Here is a 21149-nt window from a genome sequence, read left to right as displayed (position 1 = left end):
CAAGACATGACGTTCGAAGTGGCAGGCGAGGCATACGACCGGTTCATGGGCCGCTACTCACGTCCGCTGGCGGGGAAGTTGACCGACTGGCTTGAGGTGACGGCCCCTCAGGATGCTCTCGACGTGGGCGCCGGGCCAGGCGCCTGGACCGAGCACCTCGTCGCGCGGCTCGGAGCCGACCGCGTCTCGGCCATCGACCCCTCGGAGGCCTTCGTCGGGGCCTTCAGGGAGCGATTCCCCGAGGTCGAGGTCCGACAGGGGGTCGCTGAGGCCCTGCCGTACGCCGATGCGTCCTTCGACGTCGCCGGCGCGTGTCTCGTCGTGCACTTCATGCGTGACCCCGTCGCGGGGATCGCAGAGATGGCCCGGGTGACCCGACCCGGGGGCTGGGTGGGCGCCACCGTCTGGGACCTCGCCGGGCGCCGTGAGCCGATGGCACCTGTTTGGTCGGCGCTCGCCGAGCTCGCTCCCGAGCACCCGGGGGAGGGGAAGCTGCCCGGGGGTGCCGCGGGTCAGCTGCAGGGCTTCTTCGAGGAGGCCGGCCTCGTCGACGTCGAGTGCACGGAGCTCGCCGTCACCGTCACGCATCCCACCTTCGAGGAGTGGTGGGAGCCCTACCTCCACGCCGTCGGCCCCATCGGTGAGGTGATCAAGGCCCTCGACCCTGACAAGCGCGAACGGCTTCGGTCGACCCTTCGAGAACGCCTGGGGGCGGGGCCATTTGAGATCACGGCCGTGGCCTTCGCCGCTCGTGGCAGACGGGCTCAGCCGATCGGCGTGGGTGGCCAGCGGGACCCGTCGAGCACCTGACGCTCGCCGAGGGGCTCGGAGAGGGTGATCTCGCGCGAGACCGTGGGGTTCCCCGGGCAGGCCTGAGCGCCCTCCGGTGGGGTCGAGGTCCAATAGACGACGACAGTCTCCTGGGTCTCGACCAGGACGGGTTCTCGCAGGTGAGGGGACGGGTCCCGGGATCCGGTGCATGCCAACTCGTTCACCCCGACCCTCAGGACGGAGGCGGCGGGGTCTGGAGGCGCGGGGGCGGTGACCTCCGCCCAGCTGGCGCCCTCCGCGAGCAGAGGACGGAGCTGGCAGTCGCCGCTCCCGGCGAACGCCCAGCCCGCTCCGTCACGCTGCACCGAGAAGCTCTGGGCGCGGCCCACGGGCCCGTTCTCGGTCCACTCACCGAGACCGAACGTGAGCACGTCGTCCTCCTCGGCCAGCAGCCGCCAGGGCGTGTCGGGCCAGTCGGGGACGGAGTGCTGCGTCTCGGGCCCGAACGCCTCGATCCCTTGGCCCAGGGCGGCATGGAGCTCTTCGTCGCTCAGCTCGGAGGAGATCCCGTCGGTCATCTGCGAGGGCAACCAACCGGGGCGGGGACCGCACGAGACCTGGACCTCACCGTCGACGATCGTGACCGGGGTGTCGACACCGTTGACGCGATCGGACGGACCGGTCTTGTCGCCGCACCCGGCGCCGGCCAGCAGCAGCGCACCCAGGGCAAGCACGCGTCGTACGGCCGGAGGCGAGATCACCGCGCCAGCATATGAACGCAGGGCGGCCTCGAGCCCGCCGCGCGCTATCGTTGTCCCATCATGATGCGCAGCCTCCTTCTTCGCTGCCGCAGCGGGGCCTGACCAGCCGGACCCCTCGCTGCGGAGGGTGTGCGCGCCGGCATCGCCGAACCCACCCCGAGGACCTCATCATGATCTCCAGCAGCCCAGCGCACGACCGCAACCCGCAGCAGCCGAGCGGCATGCCCCACCATCGCTACGAGCCGTTCATCCCGGTCGACCTGACCGACCGCACCTGGCCCACCCAGCGCATGACGCAGGCGCCGCGCTGGTGCGCGGTGGACCTCCGCGACGGCAACCAGGCACTCATCGACCCGATGAGCCCGGCCCGCAAGAAGAAGATGTTCCAGCTCCTCGTCACGATGGGCTACAAGGAGATCGAGGTCGGGTTCCCCGCCGCCAGCCAGACCGACTTCGACTTCGTGCGGATGCTGATCGAGGAGGACCTGGTCCCCGACGACGTGGTGATCCAGGTGCTGACCCAGGCCCGTGAGGACCTGATCGAGCGGACCTACGAGTCCCTGCGAGGGGCCAAGCAGGCCATCGTGCACCTCTACAACTCCACCTCGACCCTGCAGCGTCGGGTCGTCTTCGGGCTCGACGAGGACGGCATCCTCGACATCGCCGTGCGCGGCGCGGAGATCTGCAAGAAGTACGAGGAGCTCATCCCCGGCACGGACGTCTACTACGAGTACTCGCCCGAGTCCTACACCGGCACCGAGCTCGAGTTCGCCGTCCGCGTCTGCAACGCGGTCATCGACGTCTGGAAGCCGACCGCCGACAAGCCGGTCATCATCAACCTGCCGGCAACGGTCGAGATGACGACCCCCAACGTCTATGCCGACTCCATCGAGTGGATGGGTCGCCACCTGCGCAGCCGCGAGCACATCATCCTCTCGCTGCACCCCCACAACGATCGCGGTACGGCCGTCGCGGCCGCCGAGCTGGGCTACCTCGCCGGGGCGGACCGGATCGAGGGCTGCCTCTTCGGCAACGGCGAACGCACCGGCAACGTGTGCCTGGTGACGCTGGGGCTCAACCTCCTCACCCAGGGCATCGACCCCCAGATCGACTTCAACCCCGGCGACGGCGGGATCGACGAGATCCGCCGGACGGTGGAGTACTGCAACCAGCTCCCCGTGGCCGAGCGGCACCCGTACGGCGGAGACCTCGTCTACACCGCCTTCTCCGGCTCCCACCAGGACGCGATCAAGAAGGGATTCGACGCGCTCGAGCGCGACGCGGCCCAGGCGGGCGTGCCGGTCGAGGAACACCCCTGGGCCGTTCCCTACCTGCCCATCGACCCCAAGGACGTCGGTCGTTCCTACGAGGCGGTGATCCGCGTCAACAGCCAGTCCGGCAAGGGCGGGGTGGCATACATCCTCAAGAACGACCACAAGCTCGACCTCCCACGGCGTGCGCAGATCGAGTTCTCCCGGGTCATCCAGGCTCACACCGACGCGGAGGGCGGCGAGGTGAGCCCCGAGCAGATCTGGCGCACGTTCTCAGCCGTTTACCTCGAACGCGACACCCCGCTCGGCCTCGACTCCGTGCACACCTCGAGTGCGGCGGGAGAGCGCGACCAGCTCAGCGTCAGCATCCAGGTCGACGGTGAGCCCAGGTCTCTCTCCGGTGAGGGCAACGGCCCGATCGCTGCGTTCGTGAGCGCGATCAACGAGATCGAGCGACCTGGAGGCGGCTTCGACGTCCGCGTCCTCGACTACCACGAGCACGCCCTCAGCTCGGGCGGTGACGCGATCGCGGCGGCCTACGTCGAGTGCGCGGTCGGTGACCAGGTGCTGTGGGGCGTCGGGTTGGACGCCAACATCGTCACCGCGTCTCTCAAGGCGGTCATCAGCGCGGTGAACCGCGCTGAGGGGCACGCCGACCGATAGGTGGATTCGTCGGGCGGATCGCCGCAGGTTGGCCTAGGTTCTCCCCATGCTGGTCAGTGAGCGCATCGGTCAGTTCTTCATCGAGTCACCCGAGAGCGGCCGCGATCGCCTCGAATACACCGAGTACGGCGCCGGCAGCTCCTGGGTGGTGCTGCTGCACGGGCAGCTCATGCCGCGCCGGATGCATCAGCCGCTGGCGCGCGCTCTGGCGGCCCAGGGGCTGCACGTGGTGACCCTGGACCTGCTCGGGCACGGTCGCTCCGACCGGCCCGCGGACCCGCTGGTCTACTCGATGACGGCCTTCGCCGAGCAGGTGGAGGCGCTGCTCGACCACGTGGGCGCCGAGCAGGCGGTCGTGGGCGGCACCAGCCTGGGGGCCAACGTCTCCCTCGAGCTCGCCGTCATCGCTCCCGACCGGGTCCGCGGACTCCTGCTGGAGATGCCGGTGCTGGACAACGGTCTCGAGGCCGGGATCATGGCGTTCGGGCCGCTGCTCTTCGCCGCCCGATTCCTGCCGGTCACGATCTCGGCGCTGCGCTGGGTCACCCGACCCATCCCGCGTGGCCTCGTGCCCTTCTGGGTCGGGATCGGTCTCGACACCTGCAACCAGCAACCTGCCGCCGTGGCCGCGACCGTCCACGGCATCTTCTTCGGCCGCATCGCCCCCTCGTCGCGCCTGCGCCGCGCGATCACGGCGCCAGCACTGGTGATCGGGCACCCGGCTGACCCGATCCACCCGGCCGCCGACGCGGCGATGGTGGCGGGGGAGATGCCGAACGCCACCTTCGTCCGTGCCCGCAGCATCCTGGAGTGGCGCTCGTCCCCCGAGCGCCTCAACGCGCTGGCGGCCGACTTCGCCCAGTCCTGCTGGGAAACCCCGCGGCGCACGCGTCGCACGGCCACCTGAGGACCATCAGCGAGGCACAATGAGGGGGTGCCCCTCTATCGCGACGAGGCGATCGTGCTCCGCACCCACAAGCTGGGCGAGGCCGATCGCATCATCACCCTCCTGACCCGTCAGCACGGGCGCGTGCGAGCGGTGGCCAAGGGGGTCCGGCGGACGACCTCCCGATGGGGGTCGCGCCTCGAACCGTTCACCCACGTCGACCTGCAGCTCGCGGAGGGTCGCAACCTCGACACGATCACGCAGGCCGAGACCCTCGACCCCTTCCACGCGCGGCTGGGCCTCGACTACGAGCGCTACACCGCAGGCACCGCGATGCTCGAGACGGCCGAGCGCCTGGTCACCGAGGAGAAGGAGCCCTCCGTCCAGCACTTCCTGCTGCTCGTGGGTGGACTTCGAGCCATGGCGGCGGAGGAGCACGCAGCCAGCCAGATCCTCGACTCCTACCTCCTCCGTTCGCTGGCGGTGGCCGGATATGCGCCGTCGTTCGACCACTGCACCAGCTGCGGCGTCGAGGGGCCGCACCGCTACTTCAACCCCTCCGCGGGTGGCGTGATGTGCACGACGTGCAAGATCCCCGGCTCGGCCAGTCCCGCGCAGGAGACCGTCAGCACCCTGTCCGCGCTGCTGACGGGCGACTGGGCGAGCCTGCGGGTCACCGATCCCCGCCATCTGCGCGAGGCCAGCACCCTGGTGGCCGCCTACCTTGCCTGGCACCTCGAGCGCGGCCTGCGTTCGATGGCATACGTCGAACGCTGACCCGGGCAGGCTGACGTCATGAGGCGTGCTCGTCCGAACGCCGGATTCTCATGACGTCCCGGCCTTGGCGGCTACGCTGCCGCCGTGCCCCGACCAGTCCGCCCGCCGACCCCCCATCCCAGCGGCGCCCGGCCCCCCGGCGTACCCGCCGATCTCGTGCCCAGGCACGTGGCGATCGTCATGGACGGCAACGGGCGGTGGGCCAAGGACAAGGGCCTGCCGCGGACGGCCGGTCACGAGCAGGGCGAGAGCTCCCTCTTCGACGTCGTCGAGGGCGCCATCGAGATCGGGGTGAAGGCGATCTCCGCCTACGCCTTCTCGACCGAGAACTGGTCGCGCTCGCCCGACGAGGTCCGCTTCCTGATGGGCTTCAACCGTGACGTGATCAGACGGCGCCGCGACGAGATGCACGAGCTCGGGGTCCGGGTCCGCTGGGCAGGGCGAGCCCCACGGCTGTGGAAGTCGGTGATCAAGGAGCTCAAGATCGCCGAGGAGCTCACGAAGGACAACGACGTCTGCACGCTGACGATGTGCGTCAACTACGGCGGGCGCTCCGAGCTCGTGGACGCAGTCCGGGGCGTCGCCCACGACGTGGCCGCCGGGAAGATTCGGCCCGACAAGATCGACGAGCGGGCGATCGCCCGGCACCTCTACGTCCCGGAGCTGGCCGACGCCGACCTGATCTGGCGCACCTCCGGCGAGCAGCGGCTCTCCAACTTCATGCTCTGGCAGGCGGCGTACAGCGAGTTCGTCTTCTCCGACGTGCTCTGGCCCGACGTCGACCGCCGCGACCTGTGGCGCGCGATCGAGACCTATGCCGGGCGCGACCGGCGGTACGGCGGAGCGCAGCCGAACTTCTAGCCGAACTTCTGAATCAGCTCCGGCACGAGCCGCAGGTGCCGAAGATCTCCAACGCGTGGGACACCTCGGAATAGCCGTGCTCGGCCGCGATGGCCGTGGTCCACCGCTCGACTGCCGGTCCCTCGACCTCGATCGTCGCCCCGCAGGAGCGGCAGACGAGGTGATGGTGATGGGTCTCCGAGCAGCGGCGATAGATCGCCTCGCCGTCCTCGGTGCGGAGCATGTCGACCTCGCCGGCCTCGACCAGCGCGTTGAGCGTCCGATAGACCGTGGCCAGGCCGACCGGCGTCTCGGCGCGGCTGAGCAGGTCGTGGATGTCCTGGGCCGACCTGAAGTCGTCGACGGACGCCAGGGCCTGGGCGACGGCGGTGCGCTGGCGGGTCGGGCGCAGGGGAGTGCGTTCGGTGTTCATGCGTTCAGTGCCCAACTTTTCAGTGCTCGTCATAGTGCTCTCCGTGCGGTGCGTGCCGGTGGCCGTCGTGCACGTAGTCGACGTGGTCGCCGTGCTCCACCGCCGGGTGCCCGCAGTCGTCGCCGTGCTGGTGGGGGTGCTCGCCGTCGGCGTGCCCGACCTCGTGCTCGTCGGGTGAGTCGTCGGTGAGGATCGGGAACGGCTCGGCCAGTCGCCGGCGACGGCGCAACCACGCTCCCACTGGCCACGTCGCGGCGAACATCGCGAGGGCCAGCAGCACGATGGTCGGACCGGGCGCCACAGTGGTGTCTGCTGGGAACGACGCAGCGATCAGCAGACCACCGACGGCGGCCACCCCACCGACGGCCATCGCGCCCGCGAGCGTCGTCCGGAACGAGCGGGCCAACTGTTGTGACGTCGCCACCGGGACGATCATCAGCGCCGAGACGAGCAGCAGGCCGACAGTGCGCATCGCCACCGTGACGGTGATGGCGGCGAGCACGGCGAGGAGCAGGTTGTAGAACCGCACGCGAAGACCGGCCACCTTGGCGAACTCCGGGTCGGAGGCGACCGCAAACAGCTGGGGGAGCAGCCCGAGGGTCACCGTCAGGATCACGACGGCGAGCGCGAGGGTGAACCAGACATCCGCGTCGGACAGGCTGGTGATGGACCCGAAGAGGTAGGCCTGCAGCTTGTTGGCGCCCTGTCCAGCCAAGCCGGTGATGAGCACACCACCCGCGAGGCCCCCGTAGAAGAGCAGCGCCAGGGCGACGTCGCCGTTGGTGTGGCCCTGTTCGCGGATGACCTCGATGAGGACGGCGCCCAGGATCGCCACGACCACGGCCGTCCACGTCGGGGAGGTCCCGGTGAGCAGTCCGAGCGCCACACCGGTGACCGCCACGTGGCCGATGCCGTCGCCGAGCAGCGCGAGCCGGCGCTGGACGAGGAAGGTGCCGATCGCGGGTGCAGCGAGGCCGGTCAGAAGTGCGGCGAGCAGGGCGCGCTGCATGAATTCGCGTCCGAGCAGGTCGGAAAGCTCTGCGAGGCTCATCGGCCGCCCTCACGCGCGCGCGACTGCAACGTGTCGAAGGGGGAGCCGACGTGGGGCGCGTGGTCGTGCGCGGCGCCCCCGGGATGGTGGTGGCCATGGACGTCGTCCTGCGGGAGCGGGGGTCCGTCGTAGGCGACCCGCCCGCCTCGCAGGACGACCGCCCGGTCGACGAGCGGCTCGAGCGGTCCGAGCTCGTGGGCGACGAGGACGATGCTCGCGCCTCGGCCCGACAGGATGCGCAGAGCCTCCGCCAGCGCGAGCTGGCTGGGCAGGTCCACACCCGCGGCCGGCTCGTCGAGGAAGAAGAGATCGGGCTCGCCCGCCAGGGCGCGGGCGATCAGCACCCGCTGCTGCTGGCCACCGGAGAGCGTGGAGACGCTGTCGCCTGCCTTGTCACTGAGTCCGACGACCCCAAGGGCGTCGTCGATGGCGGCGCGGTCGGCGCGGCTGGTGGGCCGCAGGAGGCCACGGCGGGTCAGTCGACCGGACGACACGACCTCGCGCACGTTGGCGGGTACGCCGCCGGCGGCCGTACCGCGTTGTGGCACGAAACCGACCCGGTGACGGGCCTTGAAGTCGCCGACCGGGGTCCCGAAGAGGAGCACGGAGCCCTGCGTGAGGGGGAGCAGGCCGGTGAGGGCCCGCACCAGGGTGCTCTTGCCCGAGCCGTTGGCCCCCATCAGGGCGACGAACTCGCCCTCGCGGACGATCAGGTTGTTGCCGCGCAGCACCGGCCGTCCGCCGAGGGCGACAGTGACGTCACGCGCCTCGACGACGGGGGTGCCGGCGGCGTTCAGCATCCGTTGGCTCGCTGGAGGGCCGCGAGGTTCTGCTGCATGAGAGCAACGTAGTCGCTGGCGTCGTCACCCTCGCCCGGTCCTTCGATCGGGTCGAGCACCGCGGTCTCGACGCCCGTGTCCGAAGCCAGGCTCTCCGCCATCGCCGGGGAGGCGAGGCGCTCGGAGAAGACGGTGGTGATGCCCTCGGCGGCGATCAGGTCCTCCAGCTCGGCCAGCACGGCGGGCGTGGGCTCGGCATCGGGGGTCAGCCCGGCGATGCCCTCGAAGTGCAGCCCGTAGCGCTCGAGATAACCGAACGCCTCGTGGCTGACGACCACGGTGTCGCGCTCGCAGTCGGCCAGACCCTCGGTGAAGTCGGCGTCGAGCTGCTCGAGCTCCGTGCGCAGCTCCTGTGCGTTGTCGCGGTACGTCGCCGCACCGTCGGCGTCGGCCTCGGCCAGTGCGTCCGCCACCTCGTCGGCGAGGTCGGCCATCAGCAGCGGGTCCTGCCAGAAGTGTGGGTCGGTGCCGCTGTCGCCGTGCTCCTCCTCGTGGCCCTCCTCGGCGCCCTCGCCCTCGTGACCGTCCTCGTGGCTCTCCTCGAGCGACCGCAGCTCGACCGCCTCGGCGGCATCGACGAGGGTGGCGTCGGAGATGTTCTCGATGGCGTCGTCGACGGCGGGCTGGAACTCGTGCTCGAAGACGATCACGTCGGCCTCGTCGAGGTCGGCGGTCGCAGCGATGCTGAGTCCGAGGTCGTGCGGCTCACCGCCCGGCTGGGTCAGGTTGGTGACCTCCCAGCCATCGCCCGCCACCCGCTCCGTGACCCACGCCAGGGGGAAGAATCCGGCGACGGCCTGCTTGTCTGAGCTGGACGCCCCGCTCGACGCTCCGCACCCCGCGAGGAGGAGGGAGGCAGTGACGAGAGGCAGGGCACGGGAACGGGTGGCGAACGTCGACATGAGAATGATTCTCGGCTTGTTGAGAATGATTGTCAAAGTACGCGGCGCGTCGGACGTGAGAAAGTCCGGGGGCTCGTCCGCCTGAGCGTTGCGGTGCGGCGTACGGCGACTTCGACACGTTCGACACGCCGGTCACCTGGCGGCATAGGTACTGTTCGATCGTGCTCGTCGTCTCCCGCTTCCGTGTCCCAGCCTCCGATGCATCGGCGTTCCGCAGCGACATGGAGGTCGCGCACGCCGCGCTGGCGGAGCGGCCGGGTTATCTCGACGGCACCCTCGGTCGCAACGTCGACGATCCCGAGCTGTGGGTCCTCTCCACGCGGTGGGAGAACGTCGGCGCCTACCGTCGCGCGCTGTCGGCGTACGACGTCAAGTTGCACGCGGTGCCGCTGCTGAGCCGTGCCATCGACGAGCCCAGCGCCTACGAAGTGGCTGAGCCCGGCACCGACCTCAATGTCGCCTCGGCGCGCGCACTAGGCTGAGCGCTCGCCTGACCGGCAGCCAGCCGGCCATCTTCACCTGCAAGGAATCCTCGTGGCCAAGCCCGCCCCCACCGCCCTCGACAACGTCGTCTCGCTCGCGAAGCGACGCGGTTTCGTCTACCCCTGCGGTGAGATCTACGGCGGCACCCGCTCTGCCTGGGACTACGGCCCGCTCGGGGTGGAGCTCAAGGAGAACATCAAGCGCCAGTGGTGGAAGGCCATGGTCACCCGCCGCGACGACGTCGTCGGCCTGGACTCCAGCGTCATCCTGCCCACCCGCACGTGGGAGGCCTCCGGTCACCTCGCGACCTTCACCGACCCGCTGGTCGAGTGCCAGTCCTGCCACAAGAGGTTCCGTGAGGACCACCTGCAGGAGGAATACGCGGCGAAGAAGGGTCTGGACAACCCCGATGACGTCAACATCAACGACGTCGTCGCTTGCCCCAACTGCGGTACGCGCTCGTCGTGGACCCCGCCGCGCAACTTCAACATGATGCTCAAGACCAACCTCGGTGTGATCGAGGACGAGTCCGGGGTGCACTACCTGCGCCCCGAGACCGCCCAGGGCATCTTCCTCAACTTCGCCAACGTGGTGACGACCAGCCGCTCCAAGCCCCCCTTCGGCATCGCCCAGATGGGGAAGTCCTTCCGCAACGAGATCACGCCGGGCAACTTCATCTTCCGGACCCGCGAGTTCGAGCAGATGGAGATGGAGTTCTTCGTCAAGCCCGGCGAGGACGAGGAATGGCACCAGTACTGGATCGACGAGCGCACGCGCTGGTACGCCGACCTCGGCATCAACCCCGACAACCTGCGCCACTACGAGCACGCGCAGGAGAAGCTGTCGCACTACGCCAAGCGTACGGTCGACATCGAATACCGCTTCGGCTTCGCCGGCAGCGAGTGGGGCGAGCTCGAGGGCATCGCCAACCGCACCGACTTCGACCTCACCCAGCACGGCGAGGCCTCCGGCAAGGACCTGTCCTACTTCGACCAGGCGAACAACGAGCGCTTCGTGCCCTACGTCATCGAGCCCGCGGCCGGCCCCAACCGCGCGATGATGGCCTTCCTCGTCGACGCCTACACCGAGGACGAGGCGCCCAACACCAAGGGCGGTGTCGACAAGCGCACCGTGCTCAAGCTCCACCCGAAGCTGGCGCCGGTGAAGGTCGCGGTGCTCCCGCTGTCCCGCAATGTCGATCTCACGCCCAAGGCGAAGGCCCTGGCGGCCGACCTGCGGGAGAGCTGGAACGTCGAGTTCGACGACGCGGGTGCCATCGGGCGTCGCTACCGCCGCCAGGACGAGATCGGGACGCCCTACTGCGTCACCGTCGACTTCGAGACGCTCGACGACAACGCCGTCACCGTGCGCGAGCGCGACACGATGGCGCAGGAGCGGATCAGCCTCGATGGGATCACTCGCTGGTTCGCGGAGCGGTTCGTCGGCTGCTGAGGCGCCCCGGGGTGCACAATGCCCCCATGCTGCGCAGTTCTGTGGTCCTGCTCGCCCTGACGGTCGCTCTCGGCGGCGCGCTCTCGGCGTGCGCCGGCCGGGAGCAGGACCCGGACGCGCCGGCCACACCCTCCGCGTCCGAGACGCCGTCGGCGGCACCCACCGAGCTGGCGTTCGGTGACACCGAGTCCGTGTCCTGGGAGCCCACGAACAACCTGACGAGCGACCTCGCCATCCAGGTCGAGCGGGTGCGCGAGGGCCGCTTCGCCGACTTCGACGGGCTCGTGGCTCCGGGTATCACGGAGGCCAACCAGCCCTACTACGTCGACGTGGTCATCGCCAACGAGGGGGATGCCGAGATCGGGGGCCTCGACGTCCCGCTCTACCTCGTCGACTCCCAGCAGACGCTGACACCACCCTCGAAGTTCGCGGCCCCCTTCGAGCCGTGCCCGTCGGGTCCGCTGCCGACCTCGTTCGGCGCAGGGGAGGAGGCGGAGATGTGCCTGGTCTTCTTCAGCTCACCCAGTGCGACGTTCCAGTCCATCACCTTCCAGCCCGACGTGGAGGTCACGGCCGTCAGCTGGACCGGCGAGGTCGACGTACCGACCGCGAAGCCGACCGCGAAGCCGAGGCCCGGCAAGGACCGGAAGAGCAAGCGGCGCTGAATCGCGGTCTGGCAGGCTCACCGGCGAGAATGGCGCCATGGCCGGTTCCGCTCCGCTGACTCTCGGGTCCCTGACGATCGAGACCCCCGTCGTGCTGGCGCCGATGGCCGGCATCACGAACGCGGCCTACCGCCGACTCTGTGCCGAGCAGGGAGCGGGCCTCTACGTCTGCGAGATGATCACCTCGCGCGGTCTCGTCGAGGGTGACGAGACGACCAGGAAGATGCTCGTCTTCGACGATCTCGAGACGGTCCGCTCGGTCCAGCTGTACGGCACCGACCCGGTCTACGTCGGCAAGGCCGTCGAGATCCTGTGCGCCGACTACGGCGTCGCGCACGTCGACCTCAACTTCGGCTGCCCGGTCCCGAAGGTGACGCGCAAGGGCGGCGGAGGAGCCCTGCCGTGGAAGCGCGGGCTGCTCGCCGACATCCTCGCGGCCGCGGTGGGTGCCGCTGCGGCGTACGACGTGCCCGTGACCATGAAGACCCGCAAGGGGCTCGACGACGACCACCTCACCTACCTCGACGCCGGCAGGATCGCCCAGGAGTCGGGCGCTGCCGCGATCGCGCTGCACGGACGCACCGTCGAGCAGGCCTACTCGGGGCAGGCGGACTGGGATGCCATCGGCCAGCTCGTGGAGTCGGTCGACATCCCCGTCCTCGGCAACGGCGACATCTGGGAGGCCTCCGACGCGCTCCGCATGGTCGCGGAGACCGGCGTCGACGGAGTGGTCGTCGGCCGCGGCTGCCTGGGCCGGCCGTGGCTCTTCCGCGACCTGGCTGCCGCGTTCCGTGGGGACGACGTGGCGACGCTGCCGAACCTGGGTGAGGTCGCCCACATGATGCGACGCCACGCGGAGCTGCTGAGCGAGCACATGGGGGAGGAGCGCGGGTGCAAGGAGTTCCGCAAGCACGTCGGGTGGTACCTCAAGGGGTTCCGCGCCGGGGGCGAGCTCCGCCACTCGCTGGCCCTGGTCGAATCGCTCGCCACCCTCGACACCCTGCTGGCCGATCTGGACCCCGACGAGCCCTTCCCCACCTCGGAGCTGGGCACCCCGCGCGGGCGCCAGGGAGCCCCCCGCAAGCGGGTCGTGCTGCCCGAGGGCTGGCTGGACGACACCGATGGCCGTGATCTGCACGTGCGTGAGGACACCACGGAGCTCACGGGGGGCTGAGTGCGGCCGACGGGCTGCCCAGGTCCACCACCGGGGAAAGTCCTGGGCACGGGAGGGGAAAGAAGCGGAACACTCGCCCCGAGAATTGAGACAGGCCCGAGATCGTGTGTTTGACTCGCTCTCACGTCCGGCGCTCGCCCCGAGCTTCCCCGCTTGAGCGCTGGACATTCCCCTGCACGCAATCAGCAAAGGACCAACGCTGTGGCTCAGCATCGCCACAAGCGGGAAACCAATGCCCGCCGTCCCAAGGCCATCCAGGTCGCGGGGCCCATCGCCATCATGGCAACGTTCTCCGCCGTCAGCCTCGGAGTCCTGCTCGCCCCTCCCCAGACCGACGAGTTCCTCGCCTCCTCGGCGAGCATCGGCTCCGCCGCCGACTCGGTTGGCGTCTCGGGCGCCGTGTCCCGCGCCGCGGCTGGTGGCTCCCTGCGTGAGGACGTCGTCTCCCGGTCGGAGTCGCGTCTGAAGTCCCTGAAGGTGGAGAAGCGCCAGACCCGGCAGCAGGCCGAGCAGCAGTCAGCACGCAAGGCCCAGCTCCAGGTGAAGCAGGAGCGGAAGGCGACGGTCCAGGCCGTCAGCCGCGCCGCCACCAAGATGTGGACCACCACCGAGCTCAACCTGTGGTCGGGTCCCGAGAGCGACGCCGCCATGCTCGGCGTCCTCGACGAGCTCGAGAAGGTGCTGGTCACCGGCCGGGCCGCCAACGATCGCGTCGAGATCGTCATCAACGACAAGTCCCGGTGGGTCAGCGCGGGTTACCTGGCCGACGAGAAGCCGTCGGACGAGCCGACGCTCGGCGGATCCTGCACCAACGGCTCATCGGTCGCGGGCCAGGCCAACGTGATCGAGGTCCACCGAGCCGTGTGTGCCGCATTCCCGGACATCACGTCCTACGGCACCTACCGCGGCGACGGCGACCACGCGCGGGGCATCGCGATCGACATCATGGTGAGCGGCAGCCGGGGCTGGGAGGTCGCCGAGTTCGTGCGGGCCAACTACTCCGCCCTCGGCGTCTCCTACATCATCTACTCCCAGAACATCTGGTCGCTGGATCGTGGCGGCGAGGGGTGGCGGTCCATGTCGGACCGCGGCTCGACCACGGCCAACCACTACGACCACGTGCACGTCACGACGTACTGATCGCGTCTGAGGCGACGTCTGCCGCCACGTCCCAAGCGCCACGACAGCGAGTGGGCTCTACCTCATGCAGCCGAGCTGCCGCAGCTCGAGCGAGATCGAGGTGACGACTTGAGTGAGCTGGATGCGGTAGACAGCTCGGGCGGAGGCAGGAACGGTGACGCTCTCGCCCGGGCTCACGCCGGCAAGGTCGTACGCCGCTGCGACATCGTCGGCTGAGGAGCCGATTCGGACCCCCTGTGGGGTGATCATCCGTGACGTCGCGTAGAGCTGCTCGAGGCCCCGCTCAGGGGACACGGTTCCGTTCAAGGTGGCACCGGGAACCCGTCCGAAGCGTGACGCACGATAGTGCAGAATCCGGCAGCCTGCGGGCCAGCCGTCATGACGTGATCCCAGCACTGTCGACGCGGCCCCGGAGTCGCCGATCTCCTGGTAGGTCATGCCCAGATGGAGCGGGCCTGCTCCCTGCGGACCGAGGACGACGGGCGGCCAATCGGGCGGCCCCACTCGGGCGATCAGCTGGGCCACCTCGGCCGTCTCGCGACACGTGGGGTCCTTCAGGTACTCCACCGTGTAGGAGATGTTCCGGTGTACGCCTCGGCGGGTATCGCTGAAGTTGATGTCCAGCAGCCCCTCGGCGGCGTCGAGGTTGAAGTCGGCCCCACCGACTCCGCCCTCGGGAAGCCTGACCTCGTCACAACGAGTGACCTCGACAGCACGCTCGGGGGCAGCTGTTGCTGGTTCGGCGCTTGAGGGGACGTCGCTCGGGTCGCTCGGCCCGCTGAGGCTGCTCGACGCGACTGGAGGCGTGGACGTTCCGCTGTCACGGTCGGCCGAGCACGCGGCCCCTAGTAGAAGTACGACCAGCAATCCGCTGATACGCCTGCGCCCCACGGTGGCCCACCTTCCAGGGGTCGGTCTCACTCTGTGACGTTACACGCCGCGACTCGCGATGCGGTTGCCGTCGGCCAGTGATGGCGTCGAACTTCCGGGTGCGGTCCGCGAAGCGGTGAGTTCAGTCTCTTGGCGTCTCTCTGGCGCCCTTGGTGCGGGTAGTCGGTGTCGAGGGACTCTACGAGCCTCGACCGTGGGTGCCGCCTCCGTCACCACAGCCTCACCCATCCATGACCTCCTCCTGTGACAACGATGTGGGAGTCGCGGAAGGCTGTCATGGGGACACGCAAAAGTGGCGGAGTGCCCAACTCGGCAGGAGGTCCGCGTCCCGCCGCTCTCCAACCTCGGCCGAACGGCCCACGGTCCACGCGCCCCACTAGGCTCGCTCATCGATGGACATCGAGCAGTTGTACGGCGACGCCGACCGCGAGCGGATCGTCGCCGAGCCCCCGAAGCGGGTCGACGCTCCCGAGCGGACGGCCTTCGAGCGCGACCGCGCGCGGGTGGTGCACGCGGCGGCCTCGCGCCGGCTCGCGGCCAAGACGCAGGTCGTCGGCCCGCAGTCGGACGACTTCGTCCGCAACCGACTCACCCACAGCCTTGAGGTCGCCCAGGTGGCCCGTGACCTGGCGCGGGCCCTCGGCTGCCATGCCGACGTCACCGAGACGGCGGCGTTGGCCCACGACCTGGGCCATCCGCCGTTCGGCCACAACGGCGAGCGTGCCCTGGCCGCACTGAGCCAGGACTGCGGGGGCTTCGAGGGCAACGCGCAGACGCTGCGGCTGCTCACCCGGCTGGAGGCCAAGACGTTCTCCGAGACCGGCTCGGTCGGGCTGAACCTGACGCGCGCCACCCTGGACGCCTGCACGAAATATCCGTGGACCCGCGCCTTCGCCACCGACCCACGCGGAGTGCACTCCGATGGCACACCGCGCTTCGTGGTGAAGTTCGGCGTCTACGACGACGACGTCGACGTCTTCTCCTGGTTGCGCCAGGGGGTCGAGGGGACGCGCAAGTGCCTCGAGGCGCAGGTGATGGACCTGGCGGACGACGTCGCCTACTCGGTGCATGACGTCGAGGACGGGATCGTGGCCGACCGGCTCGACCTGACCAGGCTCGACCTCGACGCGCTGTGGGAGACGGTCCGCGCGTGGTACCTCCCCGAGTGCGGTGACGCCGAGCTGACGGACGCGCTCGCGTCGATGCAGGCGCAGGAGAGCTGGCCGCGTGCGGCGTACGACGGAAGCAGGCGCTCGCTGGCCGCGATCAAGAACCTCACCAGTGACCTCGTGGGACGGTTCTGCGGGAGTGTCCAGACGGCCACGTTCGCCGCGTCGGACGGTCCCTTCGTCCGGCACCGCGCCGACCTGGTGGTGCCACGGAAGACCGAGGTCGAGATCGGCATCCTCAAGGGGATCGCCGCCCACTACGTCATGCAGGCCCAGGACCGGGTCGACCTGATGGAGCGCCAGCGGAGCCTGATGGCCGAGCTCTTCGAGGGACTCTGGGCGCTGGGTCCCGATGGGCTGGACCCCTCGTTCGTCGAGGACTGGGAGTCCGCACATGACGACGCCACCCGGCAACGAGTCATCGTCGACCAGGTGGCGTCGTACACCGATGCGCGCGCCATCAGCCGTCATGCCGAGCTGATGGCCTGAGACATGGCGCAGGCTCAGGGCAGGTTGCCCTGCGGGTAGGGGTTGTCCTGCAGCGCGGTGCTGTCGGGGTTGAGCTGCGACTCCAAGTCGGAGTGCGTGGGACCCGAGGTGGCTGACGCCGAGGAGCCCGTGGAGCCACCGGGCTTCACCTTGTCCGCAGCGGTGCTGGCGGCGGAGGTGACCTTGTCCTTGACGACAGGCGCTTGCGCCTTGGCGGTCTCGGCCGCCTGCTGGGCGGCGTCCTGGACACGTGGGTCGTTCTTGACCTTGGTGGCCATCCCGGCGATCTGGTCGTAGCGCTCACGTCCGGCGCGAGCGCCCAGGACGTAGCCGATCCCGCCGGCCGTCAACAGCAACAACTTCTTCATCATGATGATCTCCTCTGGTCCTCGCCCTGAAAGGGACGGCTCATGCCTCCAACCTGTCAAAGACGGCCACGGAGCGAAAGCCGCGGCACCCGAACGGGTGTCCAGACCGGTGTCGGCACGCGGACGTAGACTCCGGCCCGTGGCAGGGAGGATCCGCGAGGACGACATCGCAGAGGTGCGGGAGAAGGCGCGCATCGACGAGGTCGTCTCGTCCTACGTCACGCTCCGCAAGGCGGGCGGCGGTTCCCTCAAGGGTCTGTGCCCCTTCCACGACGAGAAGTCCCCGTCGTTCAACGTCAACCCGTCTCGCGGATACTTCCACTGTTTTGGCTGCCAGGAAGGTGGCGACGTCATCAACTTCCTGATGAAGATCGACGGACTCAGCTTCGCCGAGACCGTCGAGCGGCTTGCCGACAAATACGGCGTTCAGCTGCGACGCGAGGACGGCGACGCGCCCGAGCGGCCCCGTGGACCGGCTCGCGGCCGGTTGATCGAGGCCAACAAGGTCGCGCAGGAGTTCTACGCCGGGCAGCTCGAGACCGTGGAGGCCGTGGCGGCCCGCGAGTTCCTCACGAGCCGGGGCTTCGACCAGGACGCAGCGGCCACTTTCGGCATCGGCTTCGCGCCCCGCGACGGGGAGGCGCTGGCCCGGCACCTGCGCGGGCGCAGCTTCAGCGACGAGGACGCGATCGCAGCCGGGCTGGTGGCGATGGGCCGGTCGGCATACGACCGCTTCCGGGGCCGTCTGCTGTGGCCGATCCGCGACGCCAGCGGCGACACGATCGGGTTCGGGGCCCGTCGCATCTTCGACGACGACAAGATCGAGGCCAAATACCTCAACACCTCCGAGACCGTGCTCTACAAGAAGAGCCAGGTGCTCTACGGCATCGACCTCGCGCGCCGCGACATGGCCCGGTCGTCCCAGGCCGTCGTGGTCGAGGGCTACACCGACGTGATGGCCTGCCACCTCTCAGGCGTGCCGACGGCCGTGGCGACGTGCGGCACCGCCTTCGGTGACGACCACGCCCGCGTGCTGCGGCGCTTCCTGCACGACCACGAGGAGTTCCGGGGCGAGGTGATCTTCACCTTCGACGGCGACGCCGCGGGCCAGAAGGCGGCGCTCAAGGCCTTCGGAGGTGACCAGAACTTCGTCTCCCAGACCTACGTCGCCATCGAGCCCGACGGGCTCGACCCCTGCGACCTGCGGATCCAGAAGGGGGACGCCGCCGTGCGCGAGCTCGTCGCGAAGCGGCAGCCCCTGTATCGCTTCGTGCTCGCCAACGTCGTCACGAAGTACGACCTCGACCGGGCGGACGGCCGGATCGACGCCATGCGCGAGGCGGCAGGGCTCGTCTCGAGCATCCGCGACAGGTCGAAGGTCGACGCGTTCGCCCGCGAGATCGCTGGGATGATCGGGGTCGACGTCGACGACGCTCGCCGGGAGGTGCGCCGCGCGGCCGCCCGCGCCGAGCGCCCGGACGAGCGACGAGCCGCCCCGGCGACCGCAGCGGAGCCGTCGCGTCCGCAGGTGCCCAGCCTGCGCGACCCCCGCTTCAGCACCGAGCGCGAGACGCTCAAGATCGTGATCCAGCACCCTGGTGCGGTGGGCCGCGTCATCGAAGGTGTGGGACCCCACGACTTCAGCCACCCGACCTACCGAGGTGTCTGGGAGGCCGTCGCCGCGGCCGGCGGCCCCGCTGCCGGTGCGAAGGACAACGGGTGGAGCGCCCGCGTGCGCTCCTCGGCGGCCGATCCCGCCGTCTCGTCGGCGATCAGCGAGCTCGGCGTCGAGCCCGTGCTGACGCCCGCCGAGCCCACGCCGACCTATGTCGCCATGCACGTCTACCGGCTGCAGGAGCTGACCACGATGCGCAGGATCGCCGAGCTCAAGTCGCGGCTGCAGCGGACCAACCCGGTCGAGCACGCTGCGCCGTACAACAAGATGTTCGGTGAGCTCGTCGCCCTCGAGCAACACCGCCGCAACCTGCGCGACCAGCAGGTGAAGTCGCAGTGAGGTCGCTGAGGCGCTCGTCGCCGGTGGTGGCTGTCGGGCCCGGCGAACGCGTGCTGGCGTCGTGCGAGAGCGTGGACGGCGTCGTGCTGGCCGGGACTCGCGACGCCCTCTACCTCGGCTCGACCCGCATCCCGTGGGAGCAGGTCGAGGCGGCCGACTGGGACCGTGACACCGATGCCTTCCGCGTCTCCCTCGTCGGGTCGTGGGGCCACGAGAAGACGACGCACTCCTACGACCTGTTGGTGCCCGGCCGGTTCCTCGAGCTCGTCCGCGAGCGGGTGACGGCGAGTGTCGTGCTGCAGCGCCACGTCTCGCTGCGTGGCCGACGTGGTGTCCGGGTGATCGGCCGTCGGCCACCTCGTCGCACCGCCGCGATCGAGTGGTTCTTCGAGTACGACGAAGGTGTGGACCCTGCGGATCCGGTCGTCCGTGCGGCCTCGGCCTCGGCCCTGGCGGCTGCCCGGGCCGACGTCGGGCTGTAGCAGCCGTCCTGATTTCCTCCACCCGACTGGGCTTGCTAAGGTTCCCTACCGCTGCACAAGCGATCCCCTGTAGCTCAACTGGCAGAGCATTCGGCTGTTAACCGGAGGGTTATTGGTTCGAGTCCAATCGGGGGAGCAGTGAGAGAGGCCCCTGACCTGCGGACGTAGGTCAGGGGCCATTCGCGTTCGTTGGGTGGCACGACCGAAGCGGTGATGCTTCGGGTGCTGCTGTGCGAAGGTCACTGGATGAGAGTCACCGTGCCCCCCGTGCCCACAGCCCTCGAGACGATCGCCGCGGTGCACGCCGGGACGACGACGGCCAGGGCGGCAACCGAAGCAGCGCTGGCCCGCATTGACGTCGTTGACAGCATGCTGGGGGCCTACCAGGTGGTCCGTGGCGACCGTGCGCTTGCTGAGGCGGACGAGCTCGATCAGCGGGCCGGTCTGCAGGACCTCCCGCTCGCAGGGTTGCCGATCGCCGTCAAGGACAACGTTGCGGTGACAGGCGAGCCGATGCGCAACGGCTCCGCAGCGTCGGACCCCACCGCCCAGGTTCGTGACCACGAGGTGGTGCGACGGCTGCGGGAGGCAGGCGCCGTCGTCGTCGGGCTGACTCGCGTCCCCGAGCTGTGCGTCTTCGGGGCCACCGACTCCGTGTTCGGCACGACGCGCAATCCGTGGGACCTGAGCCGCACGCCCGGCGGGTCATCCGGAGGCAGCGCGGCCGCGGTGGCCAGCGGGACGGTGGCCGTGGCGCACGGCAACGACGGCATGGGCTCGATCCGGATCCCCGCCGCGTGCTGCGGCCTGTTCGGCCTCAAGCCCGGCCTCGGGGTCGTGCCGGCCCAGCTCGGGAACGGATCCTGGTTCGACATGGCAGAGAACGGTCCGCTCTCGACGACCGTCGCCGATGCTGCTCTCGTGCTGTCGGTGATGGCCGGGCGGCCCGAGCTCGCGTCGGTGCAGCTGCCGGCGTCCGGGTTGCGGATCGCGGTCTCCACCAGCAGCCCCGTGGTCGGCGCGACAGTCGATCGAGCGTACGTCGATGCCGCTCTGCGGACCGCGGATGAGCTGTCCGGGGCCGGCCACACCGTGGTGCGCTCCGACCCGCGATACCCGACACGCACCGCGCTCGCGGCGCTCGGGCGCTGGTTCGCTGGCGCTGAGCTGGACGCCCAGTGGCTCGAGGACCGCTCCCGCGTGGAGCGGCGGGTCAAGGTGCACGCGACGCTCGGACGCGCGGTCCTGAAGGCAGGATTTCCGAAGGAATCGGGACGCCGGCACTGGCAGGAGGTCGCGGACCGTTTCTTCGCCGACCACGACGTGCTCGTGACCCCGGCCCTCGCGCAGCTCCCGATCTCGTCAGCGCAATGGGGTCAACGCGGGTGGCTGTCCAACGTCGTTGCGAACAGTAGGTACGCGCCGTTCGCCGCGCCATGGAACCTGGCGGGTTGGCCCGCGGCGGTTGTCCCCGCGGGCACGCACGCGTCGGGCCTGCCACTGTCAGTCCAGCTCGTGGCGCGCCCCGGGGGCGAACAGCTGCTGCTGCAGGTCGCCGCACAGCTCGAGCACCTGCGCCCGTGGGCACGGCTGGCCGCGCTCCAGGCGAGTCCTTGAGGGAAAGGAGC

General features: G+C 69.8%; 21 protein-coding genes and 1 tRNA gene. 15 read left to right on the top strand and 7 right to left on the bottom strand.

Annotated elements, in window-relative coordinates:
• Positions 1-6 precede the first annotated feature (6 nt).
• On the top strand, positions 7-810 hold the full coding sequence (locus VNJ48_RS13380) for a class I SAM-dependent methyltransferase (RefSeq protein ID WP_325602889.1): 804 nt from the start codon (positions 7-9) through the stop codon (positions 808-810).
• Here the strand turns inward: VNJ48_RS13380 and VNJ48_RS13375 are convergent.
• The gene (locus VNJ48_RS13375; RefSeq protein WP_325602887.1) at positions 765-1532 is read right to left on the bottom strand and encodes a hypothetical protein; all 768 of its coding nucleotides are present in this window, start codon (positions 1530-1532) and stop codon (positions 765-767) included. The genes VNJ48_RS13380 and VNJ48_RS13375 overlap by 46 nt on opposite strands.
• 170 nt (positions 1533-1702) lie before the next feature.
• On the opposite strand from VNJ48_RS13375, the gene leuA reads away from it, so the two are divergent.
• The 4 genes from leuA to VNJ48_RS13355 all read left to right on the top strand — a co-directional run bounded on the left by leuA (position 1703) and on the right by VNJ48_RS13355 (position 5990).
• Entirely contained in the window at positions 1703-3466 is a 1764-nt protein-coding gene (gene leuA, locus VNJ48_RS13370; RefSeq protein WP_325602885.1) for a 2-isopropylmalate synthase, read from the top strand.
• A 46-nt stretch (positions 3467-3512) separates the two neighbouring features.
• Positions 3513-4373: an alpha/beta hydrolase gene (locus VNJ48_RS13365; RefSeq protein ID WP_325602883.1), complete on the top strand. Its 861-nt coding sequence runs from the start codon at positions 3513-3515 to the stop codon at positions 4371-4373.
• A gap of 27 nt (positions 4374-4400) precedes the next feature.
• A complete protein-coding gene (gene recO, locus VNJ48_RS13360) occupies positions 4401-5129 on the top strand; it encodes a DNA repair protein RecO (protein WP_325602881.1) in 729 nt (242 codons plus the stop codon).
• A gap of 84 nt (positions 5130-5213) precedes the next feature.
• Positions 5214-5990, top strand: a complete 777-nt coding sequence (locus tag VNJ48_RS13355; protein WP_325602879.1) for an isoprenyl transferase — start codon at positions 5214-5216, stop codon at positions 5988-5990.
• 13 nt (positions 5991-6003) lie between these two features.
• Here VNJ48_RS13355 and VNJ48_RS13350 read toward each other — a convergent pair whose 3' ends face one another.
• Genes VNJ48_RS13350 through VNJ48_RS13335 form a run of 4 tightly spaced genes read right to left on the bottom strand, consistent with a single transcriptional unit; the run spans position 6004 to position 9194 of the window.
• The gene (locus VNJ48_RS13350; RefSeq protein ID WP_325602877.1) at positions 6004-6402 is read right to left on the bottom strand and encodes a Fur family transcriptional regulator; all 399 of its coding nucleotides are present in this window, start codon (positions 6400-6402) and stop codon (positions 6004-6006) included.
• Between the two features lie 19 nt (positions 6403-6421).
• Positions 6422-7453 carry a metal ABC transporter permease gene (locus VNJ48_RS13345; RefSeq protein ID WP_325602875.1) on the bottom strand — a complete coding sequence of 344 codons (1032 nt, stop codon included), beginning with the start codon at positions 7451-7453 and terminating at the stop codon, positions 6422-6424.
• Positions 7450-8253, bottom strand: coding sequence for an ABC transporter ATP-binding protein (locus tag VNJ48_RS13340; protein WP_325602873.1), 804 nt, complete (start codon positions 8251-8253; stop codon positions 7450-7452). The genes VNJ48_RS13345 and VNJ48_RS13340 overlap by 4 nt, the downstream gene beginning before the upstream one ends.
• A complete protein-coding gene (locus VNJ48_RS13335; protein WP_325602871.1) occupies positions 8247-9194 on the bottom strand; it encodes a metal ABC transporter substrate-binding protein in 948 nt (315 codons plus the stop codon). The genes VNJ48_RS13340 and VNJ48_RS13335 overlap by 7 nt, the downstream gene beginning before the upstream one ends.
• 161 nt (positions 9195-9355) lie before the next feature.
• Here VNJ48_RS13335 and VNJ48_RS13330 point away from each other — a divergent pair, with 161 nt between their 5' ends.
• The 5 genes from VNJ48_RS13330 to VNJ48_RS13310 all read left to right on the top strand — a co-directional run bounded on the left by VNJ48_RS13330 (position 9356) and on the right by VNJ48_RS13310 (position 14108).
• Positions 9356-9676 (top strand): antibiotic biosynthesis monooxygenase family protein, encoded by a 321-nt coding sequence (locus VNJ48_RS13330; RefSeq protein WP_325602869.1) that lies wholly within the window; start codon positions 9356-9358, stop codon positions 9674-9676.
• Positions 9677-9728: 52 nt separating this feature from the next.
• Positions 9729-11129: a glycine--tRNA ligase gene (locus VNJ48_RS13325; RefSeq protein WP_325602867.1), complete on the top strand. Its 1401-nt coding sequence runs from the start codon at positions 9729-9731 to the stop codon at positions 11127-11129.
• A 26-nt stretch (positions 11130-11155) separates the two neighbouring features.
• Positions 11156-11794, top strand: a complete 639-nt coding sequence (locus VNJ48_RS13320) for a hypothetical protein (protein ID WP_325602866.1) — start codon at positions 11156-11158, stop codon at positions 11792-11794.
• A gap of 37 nt (positions 11795-11831) precedes the next feature.
• The gene (gene dusB / locus VNJ48_RS13315; RefSeq protein ID WP_325602864.1) at positions 11832-12968 is read left to right on the top strand and encodes a tRNA dihydrouridine synthase DusB; all 1137 of its coding nucleotides are present in this window, start codon (positions 11832-11834) and stop codon (positions 12966-12968) included.
• 201 nt (positions 12969-13169) lie between these two features.
• Positions 13170-14108, top strand: a complete 939-nt coding sequence (locus tag VNJ48_RS13310) for a hypothetical protein (RefSeq protein ID WP_325602862.1) — start codon at positions 13170-13172, stop codon at positions 14106-14108.
• 57 nt (positions 14109-14165) lie between these two features.
• On the opposite strand, the gene VNJ48_RS13305 is transcribed toward VNJ48_RS13310, so the two are convergent.
• A complete protein-coding gene (locus tag VNJ48_RS13305) occupies positions 14166-14999 on the bottom strand; it encodes a hypothetical protein (protein WP_325602860.1) in 834 nt (277 codons plus the stop codon).
• Positions 15000-15391: 392 nt separating this feature from the next.
• Here VNJ48_RS13305 and VNJ48_RS13300 point away from each other — a divergent pair, with 392 nt between their 5' ends.
• On the top strand, positions 15392-16657 hold the full coding sequence (locus tag VNJ48_RS13300) for a deoxyguanosinetriphosphate triphosphohydrolase (RefSeq protein ID WP_325602858.1): 1266 nt from the start codon (positions 15392-15394) through the stop codon (positions 16655-16657).
• 14 nt (positions 16658-16671) lie between these two features.
• Here VNJ48_RS13300 and VNJ48_RS13295 read toward each other — a convergent pair whose 3' ends face one another.
• Positions 16672-17028, bottom strand: a complete 357-nt coding sequence (locus VNJ48_RS13295) for a hypothetical protein (protein ID WP_325602856.1) — start codon at positions 17026-17028, stop codon at positions 16672-16674.
• Between the two features lie 136 nt (positions 17029-17164).
• On the opposite strand from VNJ48_RS13295, the gene dnaG reads away from it, so the two are divergent.
• From dnaG to VNJ48_RS13275, 4 genes are all read left to right on the top strand, one after another.
• Positions 17165-19039 carry a DNA primase gene (dnaG, locus tag VNJ48_RS13290; protein WP_325602854.1) on the top strand — a complete coding sequence of 625 codons (1875 nt, stop codon included), beginning with the start codon at positions 17165-17167 and terminating at the stop codon, positions 19037-19039.
• On the top strand, positions 19036-19521 hold the full coding sequence (locus tag VNJ48_RS13285) for a hypothetical protein (RefSeq protein WP_325602852.1): 486 nt from the start codon (positions 19036-19038) through the stop codon (positions 19519-19521). Before dnaG ends, VNJ48_RS13285 begins: the two co-directional genes overlap by 4 nt.
• Before the next feature lie 63 nt (positions 19522-19584).
• Positions 19585-19657: transfer RNA gene (locus VNJ48_RS13280), tRNA-Asn, on the top strand.
• A gap of 110 nt (positions 19658-19767) precedes the next feature.
• Positions 19768-21138, top strand: a complete 1371-nt coding sequence (locus tag VNJ48_RS13275) for an amidase (protein ID WP_325602850.1) — start codon at positions 19768-19770, stop codon at positions 21136-21138.
• The last annotated feature ends 11 nt before the right edge of the window (positions 21139-21149 follow it).

Source organism: Nocardioides sp. (genome assembly GCF_035576065.1).
Taxonomy (GTDB): Bacteria; Actinomycetota; Actinomycetes; order Propionibacteriales; family Nocardioidaceae; genus Nocardioides.
Note: the sequence above shows the minus strand (reverse complement) of the source record. Positions and strands in the feature narration are given on the sequence as shown.